Source organism: uncultured Deefgea sp., assembly GCF_947072475.1.
Taxonomy (GTDB): Bacteria; Pseudomonadota; Gammaproteobacteria; order Burkholderiales; family Chitinibacteraceae; genus Deefgea.
The window spans coordinates 1-5,205 of record NZ_CAMTIA010000097.1 but is presented as its reverse complement, the minus strand read 5'-3'; the positions used below and the strand labels follow the sequence as shown (position 1 = coordinate 5,205).

Annotated in this window: 5 protein-coding genes; 3 read left to right on the top strand and 2 right to left on the bottom strand. The window is 46.8% G+C overall.

The window, feature by feature from the left end; genetic code table 11:
• Nucleotides 1–788, bottom strand: a 788-nt coding sequence (locus Q0V82_RS16310) for a retention module-containing protein (RefSeq protein WP_297577482.1), incomplete at its 3' end; no start/stop codon positions are given.
• A 284-nt stretch (nucleotides 789–1,072) separates the two neighbouring features.
• Between Q0V82_RS16310 and Q0V82_RS16305 the strand changes: the two genes are divergently transcribed.
• The 3 genes from Q0V82_RS16305 to Q0V82_RS16295 are packed head-to-tail and all read left to right on the top strand — an operon-like array spanning nucleotide 1,073 to nucleotide 4,428.
• Entirely contained in the window at nucleotides 1,073–1,702 is a 630-nt protein-coding gene (locus Q0V82_RS16305; RefSeq protein ID WP_297577480.1) for a response regulator transcription factor, read from the top strand.
• A 36-nt stretch (nucleotides 1,703–1,738) separates the two neighbouring features.
• Nucleotides 1,739–2,440 (top strand): transglutaminase-like cysteine peptidase, encoded by a 702-nt coding sequence (locus tag Q0V82_RS16300; RefSeq protein ID WP_297577477.1) that lies wholly within the window; start codon nucleotides 1,739–1,741, stop codon nucleotides 2,438–2,440.
• 29 nt (nucleotides 2,441–2,469) lie between these two features.
• Nucleotides 2,470–4,428 carry an EAL domain-containing protein gene (locus Q0V82_RS16295; protein ID WP_297577474.1) on the top strand — a complete coding sequence of 653 codons (1,959 nt, stop codon included), beginning with the start codon at nucleotides 2,470–2,472 and terminating at the stop codon, nucleotides 4,426–4,428.
• Between the two features lie 136 nt (nucleotides 4,429–4,564).
• Here Q0V82_RS16295 and Q0V82_RS16290 read toward each other — a convergent pair whose 3' ends face one another.
• Nucleotides 4,565–5,068 (bottom strand): TPM domain-containing protein, encoded by a 504-nt coding sequence (locus Q0V82_RS16290; protein WP_297577471.1) that lies wholly within the window; start codon nucleotides 5,066–5,068, stop codon nucleotides 4,565–4,567.
• Nucleotides 5,069–5,205 lie beyond the last annotated feature (137 nt).

Below are 5,205 nucleotides of genomic sequence, written 5' to 3'. Positions count from 1 at the left end.
GTCGCGGTGCCGCCGTGACCATCGCTCACGGTGTAAGTAAAACTCGCTGGCCCGTTGTAATTGGGATTAGGGGTGAATACCACATTGCCATTCACTAAGGTCACAGTGCCATTGACGGCATTTTGCACGCTGATAATCGTCAGCGTATCGCCATCGGGGTCGCTGTCATTTTGCAATAAGCGGCTGCTTGGAATTTGTAAAACACCGTCTTCTGGAACCGTTAATCCATCATCAGCCGCATTTGAACCATTAATGCTTTGGCTTGTATCGTCTCGCGCCTGCGGGGCTCGATTGCCAATCACAGGATCAACATAAGTATTTTTGCCGTCAAGCAGAATGCCCTCAGTAGGAAATCCAGTTGGAATCAGTACCCGAGAGTGCGGGCCTTCTACGATCACAAAGCTATGCCCTGCATTTTCACCAGCAGCAGCACCGGCCGCAGTGGCTGCAGCGACTTGAGTCGGGTCGGCGCCTTGCTCGATTAAAGCTTGAATTTTCGCGGCATCATTGGCCGCGCTGACTGCGGGTTGATACAAGCTAGCGAGTAATTCGCTGGTAATGCTGAATGAATCAGAATGCCCCAAGCTAATTGGATTCGCCCCTGCAAATTGGAGTGCAACTACGCCGGTAGCACCGGTTTGAATGGTGTCACCGGTATTGACCTTATCACCAACTTGCAGCGTATGGGTTTGCCCAGCGGCGGTCAGCACTTTGACTTCGCCGATCACCTGCGTCACGGTGCCTTTGCTGGCAATGGTGTGAGTCGAGATATTTGCTTGCTTGGCCATGATGAGATTCTCGCTATAGGTAATGCGGTCTAATTGCTGTCATTGGTATTTCACAGGGCTTAGACCTAAACTATTGAAGAGGCTTAAAGTCGATCAATGCTACGCAGTGCTTAATTTCGATGACAAAAAGCGACCGCCGCTTTGATGCTACTTAACGATGCAATCGAACTTTTGCGTCACGACTGATTCATGATCTTGATTCTATGGCCTTGTTGTTGCGATCGAATCGTCCTCAGGTACTAGGGTTAAACCCGTACCCTTGCCAATACTCAGCGGGATGAATCATGTCTGAGACAGATTGTGTCATTTCTAATCATGCTGAGTTTCATGCGCTTTGGGCGCAGGTTTTAGCTGGCAAAGGGCTACTCACTCAGTACGCAGAGAGGATGCCGTTGACAGACCTATTACTAAATCCACCACGTTCTTGTGTTTTGGATATGCGATTTTTTTCGACCATGCCAGAACCACTGTCTTTGATGAATCTGGCTAAAGCGACATGTTTGCTATTGGCATTTGGTGAATTATCCGTCGACGCCGAGCTCGCATGGTTGGCTGTCGGCGTGAAGGCTTGCTGCACGCCTGATTTGCCGCTGGCACGGTTACAGGTGATTGTGGATGTCACCTCGCGCGATGGGATTTGGGTTTCGACTGGCGCATTGCCTTTTTTATTAAAAGGTTTGCAGCATTACACCGCGTCGCATTCAGTCAACGATACCCATAAAAATTTAAAGCAACTTACGCCTCAAGAACGAAAAATTGCCAATTTAGTGGCGCAAGGTCAGTCAAATAAACTCATCGCCCGTGAATTGAATATTTCAGATCGCACGGTAAAAACGCATTTAAGTACGATTTTTTCCAAATTAAATATTTCTGATCGAGTGCATTTGGCTTTATTTATGAGTCGTCAGTTTTAATTGGCGATCAGTTGGCATGAATTTAATAGGTGTTTTGTGTGGCAATTCAATAGATTATCTCGATATTTCACTTGGCGGCAATGGTTAGTTGTTGCGGCTTTGCTATTGCCGCAAATTATTTTATTGTCAGATATTCAAGGGGGGGATCCGTTTCGATTAAGTCCGCAGATGCTAGATAAAGTCGATAAGAAATATGGCGCAGCAAGTAAGCAAAGACTTGAGGCTTGGCAGGTGTTGCTGTCGAGTGATAAAAAAATGGATGATTTAAAAAAATTAAAATTAGTCAATGATTTTTTTAATCAACAAATTATGTTTGTCAGTGACGCCCAAAACTGGGGGGTAGAAGATTATTGGGCAACGCCGGTTGAAATGCTAGCTAAAGGGCGAGGCGATTGTGAGGATTTTGCCATTGCCAAATATTTTTCTTTACTGGCCTTGGGGCTAGCAGAAAATAAACTCCGCATTACTTATGTGCAAGCCAGTGGCTTTGGGCCGAATAATTTAGCACATATGGTTTTAAGTTATTATCCTAGGCCGGCAGAAATGCCGTTGATTCTAGATAATTTAATCCCTGAAATTCGTCAAGCTGCTTTACGTCCAGATTTAATTCCGATTTATAGTTTTAATGGTCAAGGTCTTTGGTTAGCTAAAGACCGAAGTAATGGTAATGCGAGAAAAAATAATATTGGTTTTTGGTCGCAATTAATGTCGCGTCGTGGTCATGAATTGGATGATTAAAATGATTTTCTGCTTTTGAGGAGAATGTGATGACACTGTTAAAGCAGTTGATTCTAATGATTGTATTGTTATTTAGCGTGTTATTTTTTGGCAGTATTTATTTAAGTGTACAAAGCTCACGGGATTTTTTAACTGAGCAATTAACCACGATTTCTCAAGATACGGCAACCGCATTGGGCATGCAGTTATCGCCGTTGATTTTAGATCCACAGCAGCGGGTTATCGTACAAAGCATGCTCGATGCGGTATTTGATAGTGGCTATTATCGAAAAATCCAAATTGTCGATGTGAATGGGGTTGTTATATTAGAAAGAGTCGCCCCTTTGCATATCAATCAGGTGCCCGATTGGTTTGTGCGATTATTTCCAATTGAAACGCCAAGCGGTGAAGCACTGATGAGTCATGGTTGGCAGCAAGCAGGATCAATTCGGATTGCAGCCAATCCGGGGATTGCTTATGCCTCATTATGGGCAAGTAGCGTGAATGCGTTGTATTGGTTTTTGGCGGCATTTATTTTAACCTTACTCGCGGCAATTAGCCTATTACACGTCGTTTTACGGCCATTACGCGCGGTTGAAATGCAAGCCATAGCCATTTGTAATCGAGAATATCCAGCGCCAAGCCCATTGCCGTGGACTTTAGATTTGCGTCGAGTGGTCGCGGCGATGAATCAAATGACGCAAAAGCTCAAAGAAATGTTTGTAGAGCAAATGGCCAGCATTGATCGACTGCGGCAAGATGCCTATCTTGATCGGCTAACGGGTTTACCTAATCGGCGTTATTTTGATTTGCATTTTCAGCAGATCTTAGCGGCTGATGAAGCCTTGGCTTATCGTGCTTTATTGTTTTTAGAAGTAAGCCATTTAAATACACTCAATGAGCAACAAGGTTTTCAGACGGTCGATGCATTATTGATTGCCGTGGCCGACATTTTAAAAACCAGTTTAGCCAATAGCGCTGAAGACACATTTATTGCGCGAATGAGTGGCAATACATTTGCCTGTTTGATTGCCGATGCAGAGTCAGAGCAAGTGGCGCAAATTGCGACCGATTTGATGCAGCAACTCATTACCCTCAACGAACAGGGACTGACGCCGTATGCGCAAATTGGCCATATTGGCGTGGTGATGTATCACTCGCAAATTGGCAGCGAATGGCTGTCTGAAGTTGACTTGGCTTTACGGACCGCTCAAGCAGCGGGCAACAATACTTTTCATCTGGATGACGGCCAAGATAAACCGACCTTGGCAACGCGTAATGCCACGCAATGGCGGGATTTATTGCAAACGGCGTTAACCCAGCAAAATATCGAGCTTGATACGCAGCGGGTGAAGGCGCTGGATGGTCAGAGTTTGCAGCATGAGGTGTTTGCGCGAATTCGGGATGCCGATGGCAAGCTGATGCCTGCCGCTTTATTTCTACCGATGGCCAAGCGCCACGGCTTATTACCGCAGTTTGATCGTTTAGTGATTGAGCGCTGTTTATCGCACATGGCCACAGCGCCGACGCCGAATCGAGTGGCGATTAATTTATTTGCTATGTCGATCGCCGATACTGAATTTATGGCTTGGCTTGGTGCTCGATTGAGCGCCGCGCCGCATTTGGCGCAGCGGCTGTGTTTTGAATTGGCCGAGCATGAGGTCATGAATCAATTGGCCGATGTGGCTGGCTTTATCGCCATAATGACGCCGTTGCAGGTGCAAGTTGGCTTAGATAATGTCGGTCGTGGCCTGAGTTCATTGGCGTATTTAAGCCGGCTAAAAGTCAATTATCTCAAAATCGATGGTGCGTTTAGTCAGCACATTGATCGCGATCGCGATCACCAGTTTTATATGGATGCGATCATTAAAATTGCCCATGGTTTGGATTTATTGGTGATAGCCAAATCAGTCGAAACGGCTGCCGAGCAGGCCACGTTAGTCGCAATGCGCATTGATGGCATCCAAGGTTTTGCCGTTGAAGACGTCGAGAAGTGGAATGTTAATTAATGGGGTATCGATGTCGGGCTAATATTCAATAAGCGATTTGTTGATATACCTGCTGAAATGTATCTATGGCAATGTCGGTTGCTGCTGCATCGTAGTCGAACCGCCTCAGCCAATGATGCCGGCTGAGGGTTTGGGTTTAAATCACAATCACTGGCTCATTGCTTAGCTCGTTAGGATTCTCGCTATCAACAGGCAAAGGAAAGTGCAGCGCCAATAAGTCACCCAATTGCTGGAGCGTTTGGCTTAAACCGGGCAGCACCTGATTGGCGGCCAGATCTCGCTCTAATTGCTGACAAATGGCTTGCCACTGCGCTGGGGGTACTTTGTTGGCGATACCGCGATCGGCCACTAATTCCAGCTGGCGTTCAGCCAGTAATAAATACAGCACGATGCCGGTATTGCCCTCGGTATCCCAAACGCGTAGATCAGAAAACCAGCTTAGCGCTCGCTCACGGGCGGTAGTGTTTTGCCAAATTAAAGCCATCGGTAAGCGCGCCTCGATGATTAATCGAATCTCTCCCCGATGCCCTTGCTCAGCGGTGCTAATCACTTGGCTTAGTGTCGCTTGGCTCGCTGGATTAAAATACTGCACAGCCCGATTGGGTTTTAAATGCTGCCAGAGGCGTTTTAATTTTTGCATCACCATCCTCCCGAGGCGCCACCGCCTCCAAATCCACCACCACCGCCACGAAAACCGCCACCACCGCCACCACCGCCAAATCCGCCGCTGCCACCACCAAATCCGCCGCCACCGCGCCCGCTTTGATGGCTTAAAAC